We start from the raw sequence: 22,193 nt of genomic DNA on the forward strand, positions 1-22,193 counted from the left end.
GAAGTGAAACGCCGTAGCGCCGATGGTAGTGTGGGGTCTCCCCATGCGAGAGTAGGGAACTGCCAGGCATCAAATAAACAGAGAAACCTCAGTCGAAAGACTGGGGTTTTTTTGTTGCTTGCAGCGGCCCGAAGGGGGTATGGCGAAGTCATGCATAAACTGCCAGCCATCAAATAAAGAACAAAAAGCCCTCAGTCTCGCGACTGAGGGCTTCTTTTTTGGAGAATTTTTGGGCGTTATCTAGTGCTTACTGCTCTGCGAAATGCCAATACCGGTCTGAGAACGTACAAACTGCGGCCAAAAAAGCTCTCTTTCCCGCTGTCCTTCTGCCGATTTATCGGTAATCGAAAAGAACCAGATGCCGACAAAAGCAACAATCATCGAGAACAGTGCAGGGTATTCATACGGGTAAATTGGCTTGGCGTGGCCCAGAATCTGTACCCAAATTGTCGGGCCAAGGATCATCAAAATGACCGCAGTGAGCAACCCTAACCAGCCTCCAATCATCGCCCCGCGCGTAGTCAGTTTGGACCAATACATCGACAGTAAAATAATCGGGAAATTACAGCTTGCCGCAATTGAGAACGCCAATCCGACCATAAACGCAATATTCTGTTTTTCAAACAAAATACCCAGTGCGATCGCGACGAAACCCAGCACCACTACGGTAGATTTCGACACCCGCAGCTCGGCTAATTCAGTTGCCTTACCGTCCTTCATGACGCTGGCATAAAGGTCATGAGAAACCGCAGAAGCGCCTGCTAACGTTAATCCAGCGACAACGGCCAGAATTGTCGCGAAGGCCACCGCCGAGATAAAACCGAGGAAGAAACTGCCGCCAACCGCGTTAGCCAAATGCACCGCTGCCATATTGTTACCGCCGAGCAGGACACCACTGGCATCTTTGAAGGCAGGATTGGCACTGACCAGCACGATAGCACCGAAGCCGATAATAAAGGTCAAAATATAAAAATAACCAATAAAACCAGTGGCATAGAACACACTTTTGCGGGCTTCCTTGGCATCATTCACCGTGAAGAATCGCATCAGTATATGCGGTAGGCCAGCGGTACCAAACATCAGTGCCAGCCCGAGGGACAGTGCCGATATCGGGTCAGATACCAGCCCTCCCGGACTCATGATCGCTACCCCTTTCGGATGCACGGCAACCGCCTGAGAGAACAGCGTATTAAAGTTAAAGCCGACCGACTTCATGACCATAATTGCCATGAAAGTTGCCCCCGCCAGTAGCAGCACGGCCTTGATGATTTGTACCCAAGTGGTGGCCAGCATGCCACCAAAGAGAACGTACAGCACCATCAGAATACCGACCAATACCACGGCCACTAGATAGTTCAGCCCGAACAGCAGTTGAATCAGCTTACCCGCACCGACCATCTGTGCAATCAGATACAGTGCGACGACAACCAGCGAGCCGCAGGCCGATAGAGTACGAATCGGTTTCTGCTTCAGGCGGTAGGAGGCTACGTCAGCAAAAGTATACTTGCCCAGATTGCGGAGACGTTCGGCGATAAGAAACAGAATGATCGGCCAGCCAATCAGAAAACCAATTGAGTAGATAAGTCCATCATATCCCGAGGTGTAAACCAGCGCGGAGATGCCAAGAAAAGATGCGGCAGACATAAAGTCGCCCGCGATAGCCAGACCGTTTTGCAGGCCCGTAATCTGCCCACCTGCGGTGTAATAGTCCTGACGAGAGCGGGTGCGTTTAGAAGCCCAATAGGTGATATACAGCGTCGCGCCCACGAACAGCACGAACATGATGATAGCTTCAACGTTGAGCGGCTGCCGTTTAACTTCACCGCCAACGCCCTCAGCGGCCCAGGCGGTAGAGCTCAACGCCAGAGAGGCCAGAACGCCCAGACGACGCGCGTTCATGGTTGCACCTCACGGATGATATCGGCCGTCAGACGATCAAACTCGCCGTTGGCACGAAACACATAGATTCCGGTCAGTACAAAAGAGATAACAATCAGCCCTACGCCAACCGGGATCCCACGGGTGATGGTCGCACCGGCATACAGCGGCGTGCCCAGCCACCCGGGTTCGAAGGCGATAAGAAAGATGAAAGCAACGTACAACAACAGCGTAATGCCAGAAAGCAGCCAGGCGAACCGGCTGCGTTTTTGCACCAACTCTTTAAAGCGCGGGTTACTTTCAACCTTTTGATAAATGAGATCATTCATCTACACCACTCCTATGAGGCATTGATTGAGTTCACCGCGCTGAAGCGGTGAAAATTATGACGACGCTTTCATTGATTGTTTTTCTTCCAGCAGTTTATCGACCACGCCAGGATCGGCGAGGGTAGAAGTATCTCCGAAGTTAGTGGTGTCGCCAGCGGCAATCTTGCGCAGGATACGACGCATAATCTTGCCCGAGCGGGTTTTTGGTAATGAATCGGTCCAGTGAAGAATATCCGGTGTGGCGATCGGCCCTATCTCTTTACGTACCCAGTTACGCACTTCGGTATAGAGCTCTGGCGACGGTTCTTCACCGTGATTCAGCGTGACGTAGGCATAAATAGCCTGCCCTTTGATGCTGTGTGGGAAGCCAACCACGGCCGCCTCGGCAATTTTTGGATGTGAAACCAGCGCGGACTCGATTTCCGCCGTGCCCAGACGGTGACCGGAGATGTTCAGCACGTCATCAACGCGGCCGGTTATCCAGTAATAGCCGTCTTCGTCACGACGCGCGCCGTCGCCGCTGAAATACATATTTTTGAAGGTTGAGAAATAGGTCTGCTCGAAGCGCTCGTGGTCGCCGAATAGCGTACGCGCTTGTCCCGGCCAGGAATCGGTGATAACCAGATTACCCTCGGTTGCACCTTCCTGCGGATTGCCCTCGTTATCGACCAGCGCAGGCTGCACGCCGAAGAATGGACGGGTCGCCGAACCGGCTTTCAGCTCGGTCGCACCCGGCAGTGGGGTGATCATAAAACCGCCGGTTTCGGTCTGCCACCAGGTATCAACGATAGGGCACTGGCTGTTGCCGATAGTCTTGTAATACCACTCCCAGGCTTCCGGGTTAATGGGTTCACCCACCGACCCCAGAATACGCAGCGAACTGCGGCTGGTGCCTTCAATGGCTTTATCGCCCTCTGCCATCAGTGCGCGGATGGCGGTCGGAGCGGTATAGAGAATGTTAACCTTATGTTTATCAACTATCTGAGACATACGGTTGGTGGTCGGATAGTTTGGCACACCCTCGAACATCAGCGTAATCGCGCCCACCGCCAGTGGGCCGTACAGCAGGTAGCTGTGGCCTGTTACCCAGCCCACGTCCGCCGTACACCAATAGACGTCGCCAGGGTGATAGTCGAAGACGTATTTGAAGGTCAGGGCGGCATAAACCAGATAACCGCCGGTGGTGTGAAGCACACCCTTTGGCTTGCCGGTCGAGCCGGAAGTGTAAAGGATAAACAGCGGATCCTCAGCCTTCATCTCGGTCGGTGGACACTCAGCCGAAGCGTTGGCGATAACGTCATGCCACCACAGGTCCCGCCCCTCTTTCCACTCACCTTTCTTACCGGTGCGCTGGTAAACAATCACGTTAGTCACACTGACGACGGCAGGATTTTTCAGCGCGTCATCGACGTTTTGCTTCAGTGGAATAGTGCGACCGGCACGCAGGCCTTCGTCGGCAGTAATGACCAGCTTGGCGTTAGAGTCGATAATACGGCCAGATACGGCTTCCGGAGAGAAACCGGCAAAGATGACGGAATGCACCGCGCCGATGCGTGCACAGGCCAGCATCGCGACGGCAGCTTCAGGCACCATCGGCATATAGATAGCCACCACGTCACCTTTGGTCACGCCATGGTCTTTCAATACATTGGCAAATTTACACACGTCTTCGTGCAGCTGCCTGTAGGTCACAAATTTGTTCTCGGCCTTCGGATCGTCGCCTTCCCAGATGATAGCGACCTGATCCCCTCGTTCGGCGAGGTGACGGTCGAGGCAGTTTGCGGCCAGATTCAGCGTACCGTCTTCAAACCATCGAATATCGATGTTGCCCGGTGCAAACGAGGTGTTTTTTACTAGGGTGAAAGGTTTGATCCAGTCCAGCACTTTAGCCTGCTCGCCCCAAAATGCCTCAGGATCCTGCACAGATTGTTGATAATATTGCTGATATTTCTCGGGTGTGATCAGAGTTCGTTCTGCAATAGACGCAGGAATAGGATGCTTGTGGGATTGGCTCATCATTTTTCTCCTTAGGAATACGTTAATACTATGTCAATCAAAGGTTAATTGTAGTTTGCACCCGGGCTTTGTTTAGGTTTTGGGTGGCAGATCACGCAAAGTGGTGACTCGTTAATCAACGGTCATTGATGAATAAGATAAGGTGAAATTAATTCAATCTTATTGCTCTCAAAATCGATCTGAATTTGGCTGCCTAACGGGAGAGTCAGCATCGGATGTGTGTGGCAACAGTCAAAGCCATCGACCAGGGGAGGAACGCGGTCACCGAGCACCTCAAGTAATACGTCTACCGGACGACGCCCGGTAGCGGAATCATTAAATCCTTCGTGTTTTCCCAGCAAAATGGCGGCAACGCGGTCGAAAACGCCGTTAATTTTCAGCAGAGAGAACGCACGCTCGACGGTCGCAATATCCTTCAGGCTGTCTTCAATCAATAAAATATCGCCCTTTCCGATCTCCGGCATATACGGACTGCCCCAGATACCAGACATCGTATTCAAATTGCCGCCTAGCACTCTGCCGGAAACTTTCCCGTTACCCAGGAAGCGGCAGTCGTTGTCATAGCACTGTTTAGGACGTTCGGGCACCAGGTTATCCCAGTTGAGACGTTCGTCGCTCCAGAAAGGCGGTAAGGGATAGGCGTAAGGCAAGGCGGGTGGCGTGACCAGTATCTGTGCGAAGGAATCCCAGGTGGTATCAACCAGAGGAGGAAACTCGCCGAAGGAGGCGACCAGCGCGGGACCGTAAAAAGTAATCAGCCCCGTTTGGGCATAAATGCCGAGCAGCAGCGCGGTGGTGTCCGAATAGCCGATAATAATTTTAGGATCGGCCTTAATCGCCTCATAGTCGAGGTAGGGCAGCAACGAATTGCTGTTCATGCCGCCGATAGTCGACATCACGCAGCGTACCTGCGGATCGCGCAGCAGCTGATTCAGCTCTTCTGCCCGCTCCTGTATCGATCCCGCGCGGTAGAAGTCTGCCTTATGCGTCAGCTGTCCCGCTTTTAGCCTGAAGCCCTTGCTCTCAACGAACTGCCTGGCGCGCGCAAACCGGTTCGGGGCGGTGACGGTGACAGGGGAAGAGGGCGAAAAAAATCCAATCGTTTCGCCTGGGTTAAGTGGCTGAGCTAGCAACGTTTTTGAAGGCGTATCCATCGTCGTCTCTCCTGACGTATAAGGGAGACTTACCATCGCTTATTCGTTGCACTTCCTCAATCAAAATGATTCACGGCACTTATACAATGCATAAAACATCGGCGTTAAAGTGGCACCGAAAATTCAAAACAGGCACCTTTGCCGGGCTGCTCAATCAGCGCAATATTGCTGCCGTGTAATTCGAGTATTCGTTTTACGATCATCAAGCCTAAGCCGCCGGCTCGTTTTCGACCGGTACTCAAAATTGAGGGGCGAATGAACAAGTCTTCTTTCAGCTCTGCGGCAATGCCCGGTCCGCTGTCGTTAAGTTGAACCACTACCTTCTCTTTCTGCTGCCAGAGACGAATCTCAATGGTGCCGTAATCGGGGGTGAAACGAATGGCGTTATCCAGCAGATTAGTCATAACACGCTCTATCAACGCCAGGTCGGCATTCACCAAAGGGATGCCTGGCGAGATATCCGCACGAAGGATCAGATGACGTGTCTCTGCGGTGAGCTCAAACTTCTGATACACGTCCTGAACCAACTCGCCCATCGAAAAGGGTTCTTTTTGCGGTTTGACCACACCATATTCGAGGCGCGCCAGTTCAAAAAGCTCTTGAGCTAGACGGCCAACCTTTCTGCTCTGCACCAGCGCAATGTTCAGATAACGGTTTCGCTCCTCGTCGCTTAGCTGCTCTGATTTGACCGACAGCGTTTCCAGATAACCATGCAGGGAGGTTAACGGGGTACGCAAATCATGCGAGATGTTGGCGATAAACTCCCGCCGCTGCTGGTCCTGACGGGTGAGCCTTTGCCACTGTTCGTCAATGCGCTTGGCCATCTTGATAAACGCCTGTTGCAGCAGAAAAACCTCGTCACGCGGGCCTTGGGGGGAGGCAATCGTTTTAGATAGCTGTTGCACAGCCTCCATCCCGCCGCTGTCCAGATTGCTGACCTGCTCGGTCAATCGGCGGATGGGACGCGTCACCCAACGAAAGGCGATGGCACCGGCCACCAATCCAAATAAAATAACCAGCCCCATTGAACGCACCGCCATCAGCACGGCCCAGTGAAACTGGGCGTCTTTATCCAACGCGGTAACCTCGTCGCCCAATAATACGATATAGACGTACCCCTGCACCTGCCCATTGTCGATCAGTGGGGCGGCACTAAAGACCTGGAGTGAAGCGCTGTCTGCGCTTCGTGGGTTGTCGCCATAGACCGGCATTTTGGCACCCTGCAATAACGCCTGCACCGGCTGCAAATTGACCTGCGTCCTTTTTACTGACCCTTTGGGTGCCGCATCGCCAATAATTTTTCCCTGTTTATCGAGGAGATAAACCTCAACGCTGGGGTTGACCGCCATCAGTTGATCGAAAAGCGTGTGCACCGAGGCATTATTTAATCCGTTCTGACTCAGCAGGGGATTGCTCTCGGCGATGTGTTTGGCCAGATTCTGCGAAAGGCGTTGAATAACCGCCTGGCTATATTGATTGCTCGACCGTACCTGCAAATACCCTGAGATTGAGCCGCAGGCGACCAGCAGCACAATAAAAACCAGCGTTAACCTCTGCGATAGCGTCATATTTTTCACGGTTTACCCCTGGTTTTCATCGCTGGAGAGCATGAACTTATAGCCCATACCCCATACGGTCAGGATCCTTTCTGGCTCGGCAGGGTTGGCCTCGATTTTGATGCGCAGGCGGTTGATATGAGTGTTCACCGTATGCTCATAGCCTTCATGCTGATAGCCCCATACCTGATTAAGCAGGCTGAGGCGTGAGAATACTTTTCCTGGATTCCTGGCAAAGAAATAAAGCAGGTCGAATTCGCGAGGTGTGAGCTCGATACTCTGCTGATTAAGCAGCACTTCTCTGGAAATGGGATCAATAACCAGCCCTTTAAAACTCAGCGTGCCTGCATCCATTTGCAGATTACGTCCCATCGCTTCCTGACGGCGGAATAATGCTTTAACGCGAGCAACCAACTCCAGCATAGAAAATGGCTTGGCGAGATAGTCGTCGGCCCCAAGTTCCAGCCCGAGTACGCGATGCACTTCGCTCGAGCGTGCGCTTATCATGATGATTGGGGTATAGCGCGTCATATTGCGCGCCCTACGGCAAATCTCGAGCCCGTCGATGCCCGGCAGCATTAAATCGAGAATTAACGCATCCCATCCCCCTTTTTCCAGCAGCGCGACGCCCAGATTGCCATCGGGCGCATGGGTTATTTCATAACCTTCGTCAGTGAGATGAAGCGTCAGAAGTTCAGCAATATTACTGTCGTCTTCGACAATCAGGATCTTTTTATTCTTTTCCATTACTGGCCCTGAGGTGGTTAAAACCTGTGCATTACCTTGCAGTCTACACAAGGTCATCCGTTGGAGTTATCACATTTTATTTAACTTTGCGTGAGGTCTTGGGGAACAAATCGGCTTAATACTCTCCCCATCGAAACCGCTGAGTCAGGGAGTGCATGATGGCACTGCATACCACACCTTTACTGCCCGCAGGACAGCAAAATATCCACGCCTTATGGCTGCGTTTAGCGCATTGGATCAATGCGTTGGCAATATTGATTATGGTCACCAGCGGATGGCAAATTTATAACGCCTCGCCGTTGTTCGACTTTGAGTTTTCGAAAACCATAACGCTCGGCGGCTGGCTGGGGGGCGCCATTCAATGGCACTTTGCCGGGATGTGGTTATTCGGCATAAACGGCCTTTTTTATCTCCTGATGAACGTTGCCACCGGCCGATTACAGAAAAAATTCTTTCCGGTAACCCCGCGCGCACTGTGGGACGATCTTCTTGCCGCCGTGAAAGGCAAGCTGGCGCACAACGATTTACGTCATTACAACACGGTGCAGCGCGTTGCTTATCTGTTCGTCATGGCAGATGGCGTCCTGTTGGTGGTCTCCGGGCTGGTGGTGTGGAAATCGGTGCAGTTTCCATTATTAAGAACCTTGATGGGCGGGTTTGATGCTGCTCGCTACGTACACTTTTTTGCCATGTCAGCGATGGTCGGTTTTGTCGCCGTCCATTTAATTATGGTGATGTTGGTACCCAGAACATTACTGGCAATGCTGCGCGGACGCTGAGGCCATCATGAGAAAAAAAGACAGCAAAATCATTATTCCGAATGCCGATACGCAGGACGTGATCCATGAGGCTCAGCGCTTGATTGCTCGTAAGCTCGGGTCAACCTCCCGCCGCCATTTTTTGCGACAGGGCCTGACGCTTGGCGGGATGGTGATGCTCACGGGCTGTGATATCAGCGATAACAGCAGTGTGGAAAAGGCCTTGGTTGCAATTTCCGGCTTTAACGACAGAGTACAGGCGTGGCTCTTTGGCGCGGATCGTCTGGCACCGGAATATGCCGAATCGATGATAACTCGCCCCTTTCCTTTTAACGCCTTTTACGGCGAAGAGGAGGCTCCAGAGGTGGATGCCCAGACTTACCGTCTGCAGATAGCGGGCAATGTATTGGACAAATCCAGTTGGTCGCTGACTCAACTTTATCAGATGGCTCAGGTCAGCCAGATAACCCGTCATATCTGTGTAGAAGGCTGGAGCGCAGTCGGTAAGTGGGGAGGGGTTCCATTTTCAACTTTCTTGAAGCTGGTCGGTGCGGATCTCAATGCTAAATACGTGAGCTTCAAATGCGCTGATGACTATTACACCAGCATTGATATGGCGACTGCGCTGCATCCCCAAACGTTGCTGGCATTGACTTATGACGGTCAGATTTTGCCGCGTCAGTATGGCTTCCCTATGAAATTAAGAATGCCGACCAAGCTTGGCTACAAGAATCCTAAACATATCAAGGTGATTGAAGTGACTAACGCCTATCCCGGCGGATATTGGGAGGATCAGGGGTACAACTGGTTTGGCGGTAGCTAAAGACGAATTCTGAATGACCCTGCACACTCCGTGCATTTTCTTACCTTAGAAGGAAATACTATGAAAAAGTTAATCGCTGTTTTGATCTCTTCAACATTGATGTTGGGCATGATGGGCGCACACGCTGAGGATGCGATGAAAAAGCCAGTGGTCAAGAAAGACAGTATGGGGATGTCTAAAGACGCGATGTCTAAGGATTCTATGTCCAAAGATTCTATGTCCAAAGATTCGATGTCTAAAGGCAAGATGAAGAAAGATGAAATGAAGAAAAAATCTGCGATGAGCCAATAGGTTCGCCTCGACTGACTCCGTGTGTTTGGTACGCGGAGTCAGAATTAAGCCTAACAATATCCCCTCAAAAACTAACACTGCCAGCAAGTTACCCGCGTTAGCGTCAATCCTGCACAAAACATCACGCCGTTATTTTCATGGTTGGTTACACGCTATTGCAAATGAAAATAATTATCAATACTATTCTCTGTACCGTTTAATGTTTTTGAATCATAACAAGAGTAATTGTTTTGAAACCAGATTGTTTAGACAGGCTGTCGACATCAGCGAGCGAAACGCTGTTAAACAGCAAGCATGCAGGGAGCAGCGGTTGGTGGCTGGAAGTCGCTCGACGGGGTACGCCCTGGATAGAGCCCTCCGGTGAGGGGCGATGCAAAGTCACCTTCTTCTGGCGCGATCCGCAGGGGAGTGAATTTACCTCCGCCTACAAACGGGTCTGGATCAACATTAACTGTCTTACCGATCACCATCAGTCATCGCCGCCTCAAAGCCTACAGCGCCTGAGTGGAACCGACGTCTGGCACTGGCAAATCGAACTGAAATCCGACTGGCGCGGCAGCTACAGCTTTATCCCGAGCGTCGAGGACCGCGGTGTTCCCGATGATGCAGAAGATGCGTTCGGCCGTATGTTTGCGGTGCGCAGCTGGTGGAGAAGCATTTTTGCCAGCGCGAGCCATGATCTACTGAATCCAACTCGCAGCTGGCCCGGTGCGAAGGGCCACGCGCTTTCCGGCGTAAGCCTGCCGGATGCACCTGCCCAGCCTGCCTGGCAAGATTTTGACTGTTACGCCACCTCCAGCGGACTCTGTATGCCCGCACCGCCAGCTAAAATACAGCGTTATCAGTGGAATAGCTCTCGTCTTGGCAATGAGCGCAAGGTGTGGATCTATACCACCGGTGAAAGTGAGAACCCCGCATCGCGCCCGTTGGCTATCCTGCTCGACGGCCAATTCTGGTCGCAGAAAATGCCGATTTGGGAACCGCTGATGCAGCAAACGGCGCAGGGAAAATTGCCCGAAGCGGTGTACGTGCTGATTGAGGCGATCGACACCCAGCACCGCAGCGAAGAGCTCACCTGCAACCCTGATTTCTGGTTAGCCGTGCAGGAAGAGCTGCTGCCGGAGGTCGCGAGCCTGGCGCCTCATACGCGCAGCCCGTCCAAAACCGTAGTCGCAGGGCAAAGCTTTGGCGGGCTGTCGTCGCTGTACGCCGCGCTTCACTGGCCGCAACGCTTTGGCTGCGTGCTGGCCCAGTCCGGCTCATTTTGGTGGCCGCGTCGCGATATGCTGCAGCGCCACACGGTGCCCGAAGACGCCTGCTGGCTGCCAAAACAGGTGCAGCAGGGACTGGGGCAGAACGCCGCACTCAGAATATTTATGGAGGCCGGTAGGCATGAAGGCCTGATTCATCAGGTGAACGACAGCCTGGTCAACATTCTGCAGGACTCCAATCACAGCGTGCATTACCGCATCGTTGAAGGCGGACACGACGCGCTGTGCTGGCGCGGTGGATTGGTTGACGGCCTGCAGGCGCTTTGGGCCGAGAAATTCATCGCTCGTCAACCCTCTCTCTCTTTTTCATTAAATTCAATCAAGTCAGGAGCTCAGCATGGAAAAGCTTAACCCCTTCGATGACGAAAATCAGCGCAGTCTGATCCTGGAAAACGAGGAGAAGCAGTTCAGCCTGTGGCCGGATTTCAGCGAAATTCCTGCGGGCTGGCAGCCGATTTTTGGGCCGGCATTGCGCGCTGATTGTATCAGCTGGCTGGAAAGCCATTGGCAGGATATGCGTCCCGCCTCGCAGCGCGCCGCTTCATAAGCTATTTATCAGGAGTACTTAGGGTGCAAGACGTGACTTCGAAGCGACAGCCAGTGAAGGCTGAGACGCCAAATAAACAGAGTTCAAAACCACATTCTTCCAGCCGCGATATGATGCCGCTGGTGGCCGCACAGCCGGGTATTTGGGTTGCAGATCAACTTTCTCCCCACGATAACGCCTATGCCGTTGCTCACTATATCGAGCTGACCGGCTCGCTCGAGCGCGAGCACATGAGTGAGGCCATTGCTCAGGGGCTGGCGGAGGCTGACACGCTGCGTATGCGTTTTGAAGAGCAAGACGGCGTGCCGATGCAGTGGTTTGACGCGACGGCGACGATCCCTGCCGTGGAGTGGGTCGATCTTTACGATCGTGCGCGGTCAAAAGCGGCATCCGGGCAGCAAACTGCTGAAAGTCAGGAGTCGGCGGCGATCGCGCTGATGCGTCAGGATCTCAATGGCGCTCTGCGTGTGGCCGACGGACAGCCGCTGTTGCGCCACATACTGATCCGCGTGGGGGAGGATCGTTGGTTTTGGTACCAGCGTTACCACCATGCGATCGTGGATGCCTACAGCTTCACCGCCATCGCTCGCCGCATCGCTCATCTCTATACCGCCCTGTGTCAGCAGCAACAGCCCGAGGAGACGCCGTTCGTGGCTTTCCGCGAGGTCGTGGAAGAGTATCAGCAGTATGAGCAATCCTCCGTCCGTCAGCGCGACAGGGAGTTCTGGCTTGAAAAGGTACGTCAGCTGCCGACTGCGGCCAGCGTCAGCCCGCAGCCATTGGCCGGTCAGACGCCGTCGACGCATATTTTCCGCCTGTCTCAGGCCTGTTCGCACGAACCGTTTTCTCAGCTCATTGCGGCCGGTGAGGCGCACAGATTAACGCCTTCAGACATGGCGTTAGCGCTGGTTTCGCTGTGGGTCGCACGGTTGAGCGGGCAAAACGAATTTGGTGCCGGATTTATCTTTATGCGCCGCATGGGATCCGCCGCGCTCTGCGCCACCGGACCGGTTATCAACGTGCTGCCGATGGCGTTTAACGTCGCACCACAGAATACCTTGGTCGAGGTGGCCGCTGAGATTGCGCGTGAGCTGAAGATGGCGCGTCGTCATCAGCGCTACGACGCCGAGCAGATCCAGCGCGACGTCGGCAGTATCGGCGATGCCCAGCCGCTTTATGGCACTGTCTTTAACTTCAAGATGTTCGATTTCCGTCTCGATTTCAACGGCATGGAGGGTGTCACGCACGAGCTGGCATCAGGACCGGTTCGCGACCTGGAGATTGCGCTTTATATCGATGAGACGGGGCAGCTTACCGTCGACTTGCTCGCCAACGGCGAACGTTATCAGGCGGACGAGCTGGCTACCCACTTGGCACGCTTGCCGCTGCTGCTCGAACAGTTTGCTGCCAACCCCGCGCTGCGGGTTGGCGATGCCAATATGCTGAGCGCCGATGACCATGCGCTGTTGGCTCGCGTCAACGACACCGCCTTCCCGGTCGAGGAAAACACCCTTAGCCGTCTTCTGGCACAACAGGCCGAGAAAACCCCTGACAGCCCGGCGCTCGCCGATGAGCAGCATTATTTTACCTATCGCGAGACCCGCGAACAGACCCTTGCTCTGGCGCAAAGGCTGGTGGAACAGGGCGTTCAACCCGGAGATATCGTCGCCGTAGCGTTGCCGCGATCCGTATTCCTTTCGCTGGCGCTGATGGCAATCGTCGAGGTCGGGGCTGCTTACTTGCCGATGGACACCAGTTATCCTGACGATCGTCTGGCGATGATGCTGGAGGACGCCTCGCCGCGTCTGATTATTACCGACAACAGCCAGTTGCCTCGCTTCGCCAGCTTCGGCAACGTGATGCTGTACGACGCGCCTCTCAGCATAAGCTCAGATTTACCTCAGAGTTTTAAGGGCGCTTCGCCTCATCATCCGGCTTATCTCATCTTTACCTCAGGGTCGACGGGCAGGCCTAAAGGCGTGGTGGTAGGTCACCAGGCTATCGTAAACCGTCTGCTGTGGATGCAAAACCACTACCCGATGAACGGTGACGACGTCGTACTGCAAAAAACGCCGAGCAGCTTCGACGTCTCGGTCTGGGAGTTTTTCTGGCCGCTTATCGTCGGCGCAAAACTGTTTATGGCCCCGCCGGAAGCGCATCGCGATCCTCAGCTGCTTCAGCAACTGATCGCCTCTCACCGCGTGACCACGATGCATTTTGTTCCCTCGATGCTGGCCGCGTTTGTCAGCACGCTGGAAGAGCCGGACGCAGTGCGCCAATGTGCCTCGCTGCGTCAGGTATTTTGCAGCGGCGAAGCGTTACCGGCCGAGCTGTGCCGCCTGTGGCAGCGTCGGACTGGAGTCGCGCTGCACAATCTTTATGGACCGACCGAGGCCGCCGTTGATGTGAGTTGGCATCCTGCGTGGGGCGAGGCCTTGGCCGCCGTCAGCGGGGCAAATGTGCCGATTGGCCTGCCGGTCTGGAACACCGGTCTGCGTATTCTCGATGCCCGCCTCCAGCCGGTACCACCGGGCGTCGCGGGTGACCTCTACCTGACCGGCGTGCAGTTGGCACACGGCTATCTTGCGCGCCCTGACCTGACTGCCAGCCGTTTCGTAGCCGACCCACAGGGCAACGGTGGACGCATGTATCGCACCGGTGACGTGGCGCGTTGGTTGTCGACCGGCGCGGTAGAGTACCTCGGGCGCAGCGACTTCCAGCTCAAAATTCGTGGACAGCGTATCGAGCTGAGCGACATAGACCATGCGCTGCTCTCATTGCCTGGCATCGCGCAGGCGGTGACGCATGCCCTGACCCTGGGTCACGTAGGGCAGGATGCGACCGGCGGCGATTCTCGCCAGCTGGTGGGGTATCTGGTTGCTCAGCCCGACGTGCGCCTGGATCCCGAGGCGCTGCGCCAGGCGCTAACCGGCCTGTTGCCGCCGCATATGGTGCCGGTGGCGTTGGTCGAGCTGCCGACGTTGCCGCTGAGCGCCAACGGTAAACTGGACCGTAAAGCCCTGCCGCAGCCGGAATCTGCGCAGCAGACCCAGGGACGTGAGCCGGAGCCGGGACTGGAGACGGTGGTAGCCGAAACGGTGGCAGCGTTGCTGGGCCGTGAAACCGTGTTCGCCGACGATGACTTTTTTGCACTCGGTGGCCACTCACTGCTCGCGATGCGCCTCGCCGCCCAACTGCGCCGCGAGCTGAGTAGACCGGTCACGGTAGGGCAGATTATGGTGGCCTCCAGAATTGAACAGCTTGCGGCGTTACTGAGCGAAGAGCAGAGTCAGGCTGAAGCCGATAACTGTGGATTCGAGGCGCTACTGCCGCTGCGCAGCGGCACCGGACCCACGCTGTTTTGTTTGCATCCGGCATCCGGTTTCTCTTGGCAGTTCAGCGTGTTGCCACGCTATATCGACCAGCAGTGGTCGGTGGTCGGCATCCAGTCGCCGCATCCGGATGGCCCGCTATGCACCAGTCAGAATATGGACGAAGTGTGCGACGCGCATCTGCAAACCGTGCTGAGCGTGCAGCCGCACGGGCCTTATCACTTCATCGGCTATTCGCTCGGTGGCACGCTGGCGCAGGGTATCGCGGCACGCCTTCAGGCACGGGGTGAAGAGGTGGCGTTTCTTGGGTTGCTGGACACCTATCCGCCGGAAACCCAGAACTGGGACGTCATGCTTGATGACAACGTGCTCAAGGAGATCCAGCGCGAAAGGCAGCAGTTTATTGCCGTCTCCGAAGAGGCGTTGGATCCAGACGACGCCGGCGACAAGCACGGCATGTTCGACAAGATCGAGGCCAATTACGCCGATTCAGTACGGCTGCTTTCGGCGACCCACACGGCGCGCTTTAACGGCGAGGCGACTCTGTTTGTGGCGAAACGTACTCTGCAAGAGGGGATGGACGTGCAGCAGACGTGGTCTCGCTACGTGGATGCTTTACGGGTTCATGAGCTGGACTGCGCGCACGTAGATATCGTTTCTCCGGCGTCCTTCAAGGTGCTGGGGCCGATGCTGAATCGGCTGCTGCGTGCGCTGTAGAATAAACAACCCCGCCTGGTGCGGGGTTTTTTTTACCTATTTGCCGTGGCCCAGTGGAATGATCAGCGGGGTATGGGAAATCGGACAGTCGATGATATGACAGCGCAGGCCAAACACCTGCTCTATCAGTTCTGGGGTGACAATATCCGCCGGTGCACCCTCTGCGACAATCTTGCCGTCTTTCATGGCGATAAGATGGCCCGCGTAGCGACAGGCGTGATTAAGATCGTGTAGGACGACGACCAGCGTACGCGCGTTTTGCTGATTCAGCCTGCACATTAACTCCATCAAATCAATCTGATGTGCGATATCCAGCCAGGTTGTCGGCTCGTCGAGCAGCAGCAGCGGCGTCTGCTGCGCCAGCACCATCGCTATCCAGACGCGCTGGCGTTGGCCGCCGGAAAGGTTATCGACCAGCCTGTCGGCAAGTTCATACACGCCGGTGGCGCGCATCGCTTCCTCGACCGCCTGTGTGTCTTCCGCTCGCCAGCGGCTGAAGAGATTCTGATGTGGATAACGCCCTCTGGCGACCAAATCTGCCACGCTGATATCTCCCGGTGCGGTCGAATTTTGCGGCAGCAGGCCCAGCTGTTTGGCGACCTCTTTGGTCGGCATCTCACCGATCATTTTTCCATTCAGCCACACCGCGCCCTTTTGCGGCTGCATCAGGCGGCTCAGGGTACGCAGCAGAGTCGATTTGCCGCAGGCGTTGGGGCCGATAATGACCGTGACTTTGCCCTCAGGGACAGCGACCGACAAATCGCGTGCGACCACCTTTTTCTCATAACCGAGGGTGAGATTTTCTGCCCGTAACGGGGAAAACTGTGCAGTGCTCATTAGCGTCGTGACTCCCGAATGAGTAATACAATCAGATAGATGCCGCCAAGGCTGACGGTAAGCACGCCAACGGGTATTTGGTAGGGCATAAACAGGCGCTGGGCGGTGACGTCGGCGGCCAGCAGCAGTAGAGCACCGGTCAACGCCGCAAAGAGCAGCGGCTGTTGTTGATTGGCACACAGACGGCGAGAAATCTGTGGGGCAACCAGCGCGATAAATGAAATCGGTCCGGCGACGGCGGTCGCCGCAGCAGTCAGCGAAACCCCGGTCAGCAACAGCAGCAGGCGCGAACGTTCGACCGGTACGCCAAGCGCAGAGGCCGTGTCGTCGCCCATTTCAAGCAGCCGCATTCTTCTGCACAGCATTTGCGCCAGCAGCACGGCAACAACGATGACGCCGATCGCAGGGAGACTCTTCTGCCAGGTGATGCCGTTGAGCGAGCCGGCGCTCCATAAACCGGCGGTCAGCGCCGACTCCAGCGAGGCATTGATGATGAGCCAGGTATTGGTGCCAATCAGCAGGGCGCGAATGGCAATGCCGACCACGATCAGCCTGAAAGTCTGCACGCCCTTACGCCACGCCAGCCAGTAAATCAGCAGGCCAGTAAGGATGCCTCCCGCCATGGCACCGGCGGTTATTTCGCTGATGCTGCCGTTGAACAACACGATAGCGATCAGCACACCGCTGTAAGCACCGGTGTTAAAGCCGATGACGTCGGGGCTGCCGAGCGGATTTCGCATCAGTGACTGAAATATGGCACCGCTAATGCCCAGTGCTGCGCCCAGAACCAAGGCCATTGCGACACGGGGTAAACGCCATTGGGTGACAATAACCGACAGATTTTTCGGGCCTTCACCGCGCAGTGCATCAATCACCTGATGGGCACTGAGCGAGAGCGTGCCGCTGCCAAGCGCGTAGACGGCTAACAACACGCAGCCCAGCAGCAGCGCGAAGGCGGTCAGCAGCGGGCGTGCGAGGCGTGATTTTGGGGGCGTCAAACGCGGTGAGTTCAGGGCGGGATCCATGCTCATCCTCGGCTCAGTCCGTCAGGGCGGCGTACCAGCCAAATCAGCATCGGCGCGCCAATGAAGGCGGTAACCACTGAAACCCGCATCTCGCCCACCACCAGAATTCGACCCAGCAGGTCGGCGGCCAGCAGCAGCGACGGCGTCAGCACCAACGTCCAGGGCAGCATCCAGCGCGGATTGGCGCGCGAAAGACGACGGGCAATGTGCGGCATCATCAGACCGACGAAGCCTATCGGGCCGACGGCGGCCGTCGCACTGCCACAAAGCAAAGTTATCGCCAGCAGGCCGGTGAGCTGCGTCAGAGCGATGCGCGTGCCCAACGCGGTGGCCAATTCGCTGCCCAGGGTCAGATTATTAAGCGAACGACTCATCAACAGCGTCAGCAGGCTGGCAAAGAGAATGGGCGGAGCGACGGTGCGGATAACAGCCATGCTGCGTATGTCGAGGGTACCGGCCTGCCAGAAGCGCAGCTGATCGAAGGCCTGTGGATTAAGCAGCGAAATACCCGAAGACATGCCTTCGAGCACCGCGCCGAGTGCCACACCGGCTAGCGTGAGACGGACAGGATTGATGAGTCCGCGTCCTAGCGCACCTATCACCGCGACCAGCAGTGTCGCTATCATCGCACCGCCAAATGCGTACCACAGATAGTGGTTGATATCGGTGGCGCCAAAAAAGGCGATGCCGATAACTACCGCAAAGCTGGCACCCCAGTTGACGCCAAGAATGCCAGGATCGGCCAGAGGATTGCGGGTGAGAATCTGCATCAGCGCGCCTGAAAGCCCGAGCGCCATTCCCGCCAGAATGCCCGCTAGCGTGCGCGGCAGACGAGCGTCGAGCACTATCACACAGTCGGCGTTGCCACATTGCCCCTTTAACGCTGTGATGACCGTATCAAAGGGGATAGATTTTTCCCCCACTGACAGGCTGAGAACTATCATCAAAAGGAGCAGCAGGAGAGCCACGAAAATACCACCCAGCTGGCGTGAGACAAGGAAAGAAGGCGGTGAGGTATTAAGTGCGGTGGCATGGGTCTGCCGAGACATAAGCTCTATCCATTTTTTATCGAAACGGTCCATCGATTCGAACCAATGATGTAATGTTAATGATATTTATTATCGTTATCGCTTGTATTTGTATATGTTAGCATGACTCATCGATCTGTTGCAGCATCCACGCTTGCGGATCCGCTACACCGCCATTTTGGCTACGATTCAAATGACTTTTGGTATAAAAACTTGCATGGATAAGCCCTCTATTTTATTGAATTTTAGTTTACTGAAAACGCACCCTGACTTCCGGTCAGTATTCTGTGCACGCTTTATTTCTATTCTGGCGCTTGGCCTGCTCGGCATTGCTCTGCCGGTGCAGATACAGGCGTTAACCGGCTCTACCCTGCTGGTGGGGCTGGCGGTAACGCTGGCGGGGAGCGGGATGTTTGTCGGGCTGCTGATGGGCGGCGTCATGGCCGACCGCTACGAACGCCGCCGGTTGATTCTTTTTGCCCGATCCACCTGCGGTCTCGGTTTTGTCGGTTTGTGCGTTAACGCTGCCATGCCTTCCCCTTCGCTGGCGGTTATTTATTTCCTGTCCGTCTGGGACGGCTTCTTTGGCGCAGTGGGCGTGACCGCGCTGCTGGCCGCAACGCCTGCGCTAGTGGGGCGTGAGAACCTAGTGCAGGCGGGGGCCTTGAACATGCTGACCGTGCGCTTCGGCTCGATCCTTTCGCCTGCCATCGGCGGCCTGATCATCGCCAGCGGCGGCGTAGTGTGGAACTATGGTCTGGCGGCGCTTGGCACGCTGCTGACCTTGCTGCCTATCCTGCAATTGCCGCAGCTCGCACCGCCGCCGCAGCCGAGGGAACATCCGCTGCGGGCGCTGATGAGCGGATTCCGCTTCCTGTTGCAGAACAAGATTATCGGCATGGTGGCGCTGATTGGTGCGCTCTTGACGATGGCCAGCGCGGTTCGCGTGCTCTATCCGGCGCTTTCCGGGCAATGGCACGTTGACCCGTCGCGGCTGGGGTTAATGTATGCAGCGGTTCCTTTGGGGGCGGCCATTGGTGCCTTTACTAGCGGTCGGGTGGCCGGCGTGGCGCGTCCCGGCTGGATGATGCTGATGACTGCCATTGCCTCATTTGTTGCCGTCGGCCTGTTTAGCCTGATGCCGTGGTATAGCACTGCGCTGCTGTGTCTGGTGATTTTTGGTTATCTGAGCGCCATCAATTCTTTGCTGCAATATGGGCTGATTCAGCGCCTGACGCCAGATGAGTATTTAGGACGAATCAACGGATTATGGACGGCGCAGAACGTCACGGGTGATGCGTTGGGCGCGCTGCTGCTTGGCTCGATGGGGTCTATTATGCTGCCCGCCGTTAGCTCGGCGAGTTTTGGGCTGGGGGCGGCGATCGTTGGCATCGTATTGGCCTTCTTTATGCGTGCACTGCGCAACGTCAGCCAGGGCGAGGTGGGAGCGGTTCAAAATCTGACGCGTTCGGTGAAGTAACGTTAACCGCGGGCCAGCGTCAAACTCCGGCCCGCTGCGCAGTTTTAGTGACTGCTAAACTGTTTTTCTAACTGCGTTAGCACATTGCTGGCGCTGTAGTAATCCAATCTGAAAGTATCATCACCTAACGCATAGACCTGCTTGCCTTGTACCGCAGGCAAGTGGCTCAAGAACACGTTTCCTTCCACACGCTGCACGTCATTTTTATCGCCAGCAAACAGCAGCAGCGTTTTGCCGTTCAGGCCGGCCGCCATATTTTCCCCTGCTAACTGCAGGATATCCTTACGCACGCCCTGCGACTGGCCGCTAGCAGCATTGGCCGGCGGTTGTGCGAGCGTAAAGCCCAACTGTTGCAGCATCTGCCCCTGTGGGGAAGCCGGTGTCCACAGATTGGCCGCTTTACCGTCTGGACGATAAACCAAGGCAGAAACCGGCTGTGGCGGCAGGTGAATGCTCGCCTTCACCGCTTTCTCACGTGCGTCAAAGCGGGCAACCGCTTTGGCGGCCTGGTCCTCCTTGCCCGTCGCCTGGCCTAACTCCTGCGCCAGCTCCTGCCAGCTTTTATCGTCGTAGTTGACCACCAATACCGGCGCAACGGCCGACAGCTGGTCGTAAAGTTTTATCGCCGAGTCACCGCCGGTGGCGGCCACGACGATCAGATCCGGCGCAGCTCCGGCGATCGCTTCAGCATTGGGTTCACCGATATACAGGCGCTGCACGCCGCGCTGTTTGGCGACGTCACCCCATTGGCGGAAAAAACCCTGAGCGTCGGCGATTCGCGTGTTTGGGCTAGTCGCTCCACTGGCAACAACGGGGGCATCAATAGCCAAAAGCGTGCCGGTCACGGTCACGCTGGTGGAAACAATGCGCTGTGGAGCGTGCTGGAGCGTAATCGTACCCCGCGAGGTTTTAATCTCCCTCGGCCAACCGTCAGCGGCGTGGGCCGAAGCCGTTAAAGTAAAAAATACTCCCAAAATTACTGCCAGTTGGCGAAAACCTGTCCACTTCATTTTCAAAACCTTAAATGTGAGTAACTGCCGGTTTCAGTCGGTTGCGAGCAATACCAGAGCGGATGAATCGTGCCGGACTGAATTCTCGCGCATTGACACTGATAAATGCATAACGTACTTTAAACATGTTTAAATACAAATGATAATAATTATCATGAGAATTATCATTATATCACGTAGGATTATACAGATGGATACTGTGTTGAAAACGTTCGATTTTGCCGATGGGCAGCAAGACCTTGAAAGCGTAAACGTTGCCGAACTTTCCCCTACCTCGGGCTTTTTCTTTACCTCGCCATACCGAAGTCTTAGTACGGAAGGTTGTCTGGTCAAAATTTCAGAACCTGCTGCCGATGGCGACGTTATGGGTGGCAAGTTCCAGCAGGCCATTGAGGCCGCTTTTTCCGACGCACGTGCGGCAGGCATAAAACACCCTGTACTGTGCGGCGCGATTCCCTTCGATAAACGCCAACCTTCGGCGCTTTTCGTGCCACAGAAGACCCGCTGGCTCGCGCGCGATGCCGCGATGTCCGTCGCCACGCAGGCCGAATCTTCTTTGCCAGAGATCCTCACCAAAAACGAATTGCCTGGGCAAGACGTGTTTATGCAGATGGTCAGCGATGCGGTGCAGGCGATGAACGACGGAAAGCTGGACAAAACGGTGCTGTCGCGTCTGCTCGAGATAAAAACCTGTGAGCCGGTGGCGCGTCCGGTGCTGCTGAGTCGGGTTGTCAGTCAGAATCCAAACGGCTATCACTTCCATGTCCCGCTCGAGAAGGGGGCGCTGATCGGTGCGAGCCCGGAGCTGCTGCTGCGTAAACACGGCAATAAGTTCCACTCCAATCCGCTAGCCGGTTCCACCCGCCGAGAGAGCCATCCGAAAAAGGATAGGGAAGTCAGCCGCGCGCTGCTTGAGTCTGGTAAAGACCTTTATGAGCATCGCATCGTCACTGAAGGGATGGGTAAGGTGCTGAAGAGCCGCAGCCGTGCCCTGGATATCCCGTCTTCCCCTGAATTGCTGAGCACCGCGACGCTCTGGCACCTCTCGACGCCGATTAATGGTGAAGTCCAGGACGCGCAGGAGAACGCATTGTCGCTCGCCTGCCTGCTGCACCCGACGCCTGCGCTGTGCGGGACACCAACGTTGGTTGCCCGAGATCTGATAGAACAGCTTGAACCTTTCGATCGTGGGCTATTCGGCGGGATCGTCGGCTGGTGTGACGATCGTGGCAACGGTGAGTGGGTTGTCACCATTCGCTGCGGCACGGTCAGCGACGATCGGGTGCGCCTGTTTGCGGGGGCGGGCATTGTTCCCGACTCCTCACCCGAATCCGAGTGGCGCGAAACTGGCGTCAAACTCAATACCATGCTGCGCGCATTTGGTCTGAATTAAC

General features: G+C 55.6%; 18 protein-coding genes. 8 read left to right on the forward strand and 10 right to left on the reverse strand.

Annotated features, from left to right (window positions below; translation table 11 throughout):
* Nucleotides 1-240: 240 nt before the first annotated feature.
* From actP to BS640_RS12510, 6 genes are all read right to left on the reverse strand, one after another.
* Nucleotides 241-1,899: a cation/acetate symporter ActP gene (actP, locus tag BS640_RS12485; RefSeq protein ID WP_017493020.1), complete on the reverse strand. Its 1,659-nt coding sequence runs from the start codon at nt 1,897-1,899 to the stop codon at nt 241-243.
* Nucleotides 1,896-2,207, reverse strand: coding sequence for a DUF485 domain-containing protein (locus tag BS640_RS12490; protein WP_017493021.1), 312 nt, complete (start codon nt 2,205-2,207; stop codon nt 1,896-1,898). The genes actP and BS640_RS12490 overlap by 4 nt, the downstream gene beginning before the upstream one ends.
* A gap of 54 nt (nt 2,208-2,261) precedes the next feature.
* Entirely contained in the window at nt 2,262-4,223 is a 1,962-nt protein-coding gene (acs, locus tag BS640_RS12495; RefSeq protein WP_017493022.1) for an acetate--CoA ligase, read from the reverse strand.
* 122 nt (nt 4,224-4,345) lie between these two features.
* The gene (locus BS640_RS12500) at nt 4,346-5,377 is read right to left on the reverse strand and encodes a S66 family peptidase (protein ID WP_084912664.1); all 1,032 of its coding nucleotides are present in this window, start codon (nt 5,375-5,377) and stop codon (nt 4,346-4,348) included.
* 104 nt (nt 5,378-5,481) lie between these two features.
* Entirely contained in the window at nt 5,482-6,954 is a 1,473-nt protein-coding gene (locus tag BS640_RS12505; RefSeq protein ID WP_084912665.1) for a sensor histidine kinase, read from the reverse strand.
* Nucleotides 6,955-6,957: 3 nt separating this feature from the next.
* Nucleotides 6,958-7,680: a response regulator transcription factor gene (locus BS640_RS12510; protein ID WP_017493025.1), complete on the reverse strand. Its 723-nt coding sequence runs from the start codon at nt 7,678-7,680 to the stop codon at nt 6,958-6,960.
* A gap of 158 nt (nt 7,681-7,838) precedes the next feature.
* On the opposite strand from BS640_RS12510, the gene BS640_RS12515 reads away from it, so the two are divergent.
* The 6 genes from BS640_RS12515 to BS640_RS12540 all read left to right on the forward strand — a co-directional run bounded on the left by BS640_RS12515 (nt 7,839) and on the right by BS640_RS12540 (nt 15,419).
* Nucleotides 7,839-8,459 (forward strand): cytochrome b/b6 domain-containing protein, encoded by a 621-nt coding sequence (locus tag BS640_RS12515; RefSeq protein WP_017493026.1) that lies wholly within the window; start codon nt 7,839-7,841, stop codon nt 8,457-8,459.
* Nucleotides 8,460-8,466: 7 nt separating this feature from the next.
* Complete coding sequence (locus BS640_RS12520; protein ID WP_084912666.1) at nt 8,467-9,261, forward strand: molybdopterin-dependent oxidoreductase; 795 nt, start codon at nt 8,467-8,469, stop codon at nt 9,259-9,261.
* Nucleotides 9,262-9,321: 60 nt separating this feature from the next.
* Complete coding sequence (locus BS640_RS12525) at nt 9,322-9,552, forward strand: pentapeptide MXKDX repeat protein (protein WP_017493028.1); 231 nt, start codon at nt 9,322-9,324, stop codon at nt 9,550-9,552.
* A 230-nt stretch (nt 9,553-9,782) separates the two neighbouring features.
* Entirely contained in the window at nt 9,783-11,174 is a 1,392-nt protein-coding gene (gene fes, locus BS640_RS12530; RefSeq protein WP_084912667.1) for an enterochelin esterase, read from the forward strand.
* Nucleotides 11,161-11,370 carry an MbtH family protein gene (locus tag BS640_RS12535; protein WP_017493030.1) on the forward strand — a complete coding sequence of 70 codons (210 nt, stop codon included), beginning with the start codon at nt 11,161-11,163 and terminating at the stop codon, nt 11,368-11,370. The genes fes and BS640_RS12535 overlap by 14 nt, the downstream gene beginning before the upstream one ends.
* A 113-nt stretch (nt 11,371-11,483) precedes the next feature.
* Complete coding sequence (locus BS640_RS12540; RefSeq protein WP_084912696.1) at nt 11,484-15,419, forward strand: enterobactin synthase subunit F; 3,936 nt, start codon at nt 11,484-11,486, stop codon at nt 15,417-15,419.
* Nucleotides 15,420-15,455: 36 nt separating this feature from the next.
* Here the strand turns inward: BS640_RS12540 and BS640_RS12545 are convergent, their stop codons facing one another.
* The 3 genes from BS640_RS12545 to fepD are packed head-to-tail and all read right to left on the reverse strand — an operon-like array spanning nt 15,456 to nt 18,330.
* A complete protein-coding gene (locus tag BS640_RS12545) occupies nt 15,456-16,256 on the reverse strand; it encodes an ABC transporter ATP-binding protein (protein WP_017493032.1) in 801 nt (266 codons plus the stop codon).
* Nucleotides 16,256-17,287 (reverse strand): iron-enterobactin ABC transporter permease, encoded by a 1,032-nt coding sequence (gene fepG, locus BS640_RS12550; RefSeq protein ID WP_017493033.1) that lies wholly within the window; start codon nt 17,285-17,287, stop codon nt 16,256-16,258. Before fepG ends, BS640_RS12545 begins: the two co-directional genes overlap by 1 nt.
* On the reverse strand, nt 17,284-18,330 hold the full coding sequence (fepD, locus tag BS640_RS12555) for a Fe(3+)-siderophore ABC transporter permease (protein WP_017493034.1): 1,047 nt from the start codon (nt 18,328-18,330) through the stop codon (nt 17,284-17,286). Before fepD ends, fepG begins: the two co-directional genes overlap by 4 nt.
* 196 nt (nt 18,331-18,526) lie before the next feature.
* On the opposite strand from fepD, the gene entS reads away from it, so the two are divergent.
* Entirely contained in the window at nt 18,527-19,789 is a 1,263-nt protein-coding gene (gene entS / locus BS640_RS12560) for an enterobactin transporter EntS (protein ID WP_084912668.1), read from the forward strand.
* Between the two features lie 44 nt (nt 19,790-19,833).
* Here the strand turns inward: entS and fepB are convergent, their stop codons facing one another.
* On the reverse strand, nt 19,834-20,799 hold the full coding sequence (fepB, locus tag BS640_RS12565) for a Fe2+-enterobactin ABC transporter substrate-binding protein (protein ID WP_084912669.1): 966 nt from the start codon (nt 20,797-20,799) through the stop codon (nt 19,834-19,836).
* 190 nt (nt 20,800-20,989) lie between these two features.
* On the opposite strand from fepB, the gene BS640_RS12570 reads away from it, so the two are divergent.
* Nucleotides 20,990-22,192, forward strand: a complete 1,203-nt coding sequence (locus BS640_RS12570) for an isochorismate synthase (protein WP_084912670.1) — start codon at nt 20,990-20,992, stop codon at nt 22,190-22,192.
* The last annotated feature ends 1 nt before the right edge of the window (nt 22,193 follow it).

Origin of the sequence: Rouxiella badensis, from assembly GCF_002093665.1 — a bacterium.
In the GTDB taxonomy this organism is placed as follows: domain Bacteria; phylum Pseudomonadota; class Gammaproteobacteria; order Enterobacterales; family Enterobacteriaceae; genus Rouxiella; species Rouxiella badensis.

Coding starts and splice junctions, on each gene's coding strand:
- BS640_RS12525 (WP_017493028.1), top strand. CDS start 9,322: ATGAAAAAGTTAATCGCTGTTTTGATCTCTTCAACATTGATGTTGGGC.
- acs (WP_017493022.1), bottom strand. CDS start 4,223: ATGAGCCAATCCCACAAGCATCCTATTCCTGCGTCTATTGCAGAACGA.
- BS640_RS12515 (WP_017493026.1), top strand. CDS start 7,839: ATGGCACTGCATACCACACCTTTACTGCCCGCAGGACAGCAAAATATC.
- BS640_RS12490 (WP_017493021.1), bottom strand. CDS start 2,207: ATGAATGATCTCATTTATCAAAAGGTTGAAAGTAACCCGCGCTTTAAA.
- fepG (WP_017493033.1), bottom strand. CDS start 17,287: ATGAGCATGGATCCCGCCCTGAACTCACCGCGTTTGACGCCCCCAAAA.
- fepD (WP_017493034.1), bottom strand. CDS start 18,330: ATGTCTCGGCAGACCCATGCCACCGCACTTAATACCTCACCGCCTTCT.
- BS640_RS12540 (WP_084912696.1), top strand. CDS start 11,484: ATGCCGCTGGTGGCCGCACAGCCGGGTATTTGGGTTGCAGATCAACTT.
- BS640_RS12570 (WP_084912670.1), top strand. CDS start 20,990: ATGGATACTGTGTTGAAAACGTTCGATTTTGCCGATGGGCAGCAAGAC.
- BS640_RS12510 (WP_017493025.1), bottom strand. CDS start 7,680: ATGGAAAAGAATAAAAAGATCCTGATTGTCGAAGACGACAGTAATATT.
- BS640_RS12535 (WP_017493030.1), top strand. CDS start 11,161: ATGGAAAAGCTTAACCCCTTCGATGACGAAAATCAGCGCAGTCTGATC.
- fepB (WP_084912669.1), bottom strand. CDS start 20,799: ATGAAGTGGACAGGTTTTCGCCAACTGGCAGTAATTTTGGGAGTATTT.
- entS (WP_084912668.1), top strand. CDS start 18,527: ATGGATAAGCCCTCTATTTTATTGAATTTTAGTTTACTGAAAACGCAC.
- actP (WP_017493020.1), bottom strand. CDS start 1,899: ATGAACGCGCGTCGTCTGGGCGTTCTGGCCTCTCTGGCGTTGAGCTCT.
- BS640_RS12545 (WP_017493032.1), bottom strand. CDS start 16,256: ATGAGCACTGCACAGTTTTCCCCGTTACGGGCAGAAAATCTCACCCTC.
- BS640_RS12520 (WP_084912666.1), top strand. CDS start 8,467: ATGAGAAAAAAAGACAGCAAAATCATTATTCCGAATGCCGATACGCAG.
- BS640_RS12500 (WP_084912664.1), bottom strand. CDS start 5,377: ATGGATACGCCTTCAAAAACGTTGCTAGCTCAGCCACTTAACCCAGGC.